General features: G+C 41.2%; 3 protein-coding genes. All 3 read right to left on the bottom strand.

What is annotated here, in order from left to right; genetic code table 11:
• A partial coding sequence (gene pnuC, locus R7P67_RS23770) for a nicotinamide riboside transporter PnuC (protein WP_318086186.1) occupies positions 1-612 on the bottom strand: 612 nt, incomplete at its 3' end.
• A gap of 160 nt (positions 613-772) precedes the next feature.
• A complete protein-coding gene (locus R7P67_RS23765; protein WP_005499106.1) occupies positions 773-991 on the bottom strand; it encodes a hypothetical protein in 219 nt (72 codons plus the stop codon).
• A 229-nt stretch (positions 992-1220) separates the two neighbouring features.
• A partial coding sequence (locus R7P67_RS23760; RefSeq protein WP_318086185.1) for a substrate-binding domain-containing protein occupies positions 1221-1621 on the bottom strand: 401 nt, incomplete at its 5' end.

The following is a 1621-nucleotide window of genomic DNA, read 5'->3' as shown; positions in this document are numbered from 1 at the left end:
ACCTTGCGTCGCGTAGATACCCACACTGATGATGTTAATCACAACCCATAGAATCCAGTTTTCGACGTATTTACGTGTCATCAGAATTTGTGCAACAACAGAAAGTACCGTCATAGTTGCATCCCAGAACGGGAACGCATCAGGCTCAAGTACTGGCTCAGACAGGCCTGCACCGAAAATGTTTAGGCTATCAACAGCAATGTTTGCTAGCGCGAAGAAGAATGGGTCAATGTAGATGGTCAACAATGCAATCGAGACCACACAAACAACCGCAGTCGCCATCAGCTTTTGCTTGCTAAGCCAACGAACTTCCAACGTTTCACCTTGTGCATTTGGTCGAGTCCATGCGTACCAACCGTAAATGTTGGCGCAGAAGAAAAACAGTTGAAGAAGTAGCAACCCGTACAACTGAATTTGGAAAAAGATAACAGCAAAAAGCGTGACATTCAGTAAGCCGAATACGTAGTTTATGGTCTTCTCTTGACTCGCAAACCAAATGCAAAGCAGACCAAAGACGGTTCCGAATGCTTCGATCCAGCTCATTGCGTAGCCGTCGCCAATCGGAATGTTAACGAGGGTATTGTTGATATCGAGTAAGGCAAATAGGTCCATGGTGATGTCCTTTATTATTTTGTTTGGAATACGCCCATATTAGGGTGCAGCAACAAACAAAAAGGAGGACATTTGTCCTCCTCTTGATGCACTCGATCATAAATCAGATCATTACTTACTTGAAAGCGCCTATTTATATCAACCATTCATTCTAAATGAACTAGGACTCGTGTCCTAGGTAGCGCTTTTTGAACGTCGATGCTGACGCGAACAGTAAAGTCGAAGCAAATGTAAACACCACGCCAGCCAAGTATACATACTCTTCATTCGCAAGTAGCTCATAAACACTCACGACAAACACCGTTAATACTAGTGAAATATTGAAACGGTGAAACCACGGCCTCTTTACTGAATACTGTGCATATCTCTTAACTAACATAAAGATTTTCCATTCATCTCAATAATTTATAAATCTAATTATAGGCTTTATTAATAATAAGCTTTTTAAGCACTATCGACACGAAATCTTTCGAGTTACTCGCAAAAAATCACACTTTTCAAATGTTGAGTTAATAAATTCGAACATCTGTTTTGCATGCTTATTTATTTTTAGCCCATTTTTTATAAATTATATGCACTAAATTTGTTAACCATGCGTTTATTTTTAATTAAGAGAAATTCGTCACACTGTTGCGTACAACCAATGTTGGTTCCAGTTGAACGACTTGAGCTTCGTTAGATTTGTCGTCCAGTCTTCGGACAAGAGTTTCGACGGCAGCTTGGCCGAGTCGATATTTGGGTTGGTGGATGGTCGTTAAGGCAGGCGACATAAATTTCGCGATATGAATGTCATCGTAGCCAATAATGGAAAGATCATCTGGCACTTTAATACTGAGCTCATTTGCGGCGTTAATCACCCCCATCGCCATCATATCGTTAGAGACAAAAATCGAGCTGGGTAACGTACCTCGTTCAGCCATTTTCTTGAACGCTTGATACCCCCCCTCACATTCGAAGTCCGATTCAATGATCCAATTCGCATTAAAGTCCAAACCAGCTTCATTCATCG

The organism is Vibrio sp. Vb0937 (assembly GCF_033338855.1).
Note: the sequence above shows the minus strand (reverse complement) of the source record. Positions and strands in the feature narration are given on the sequence as shown.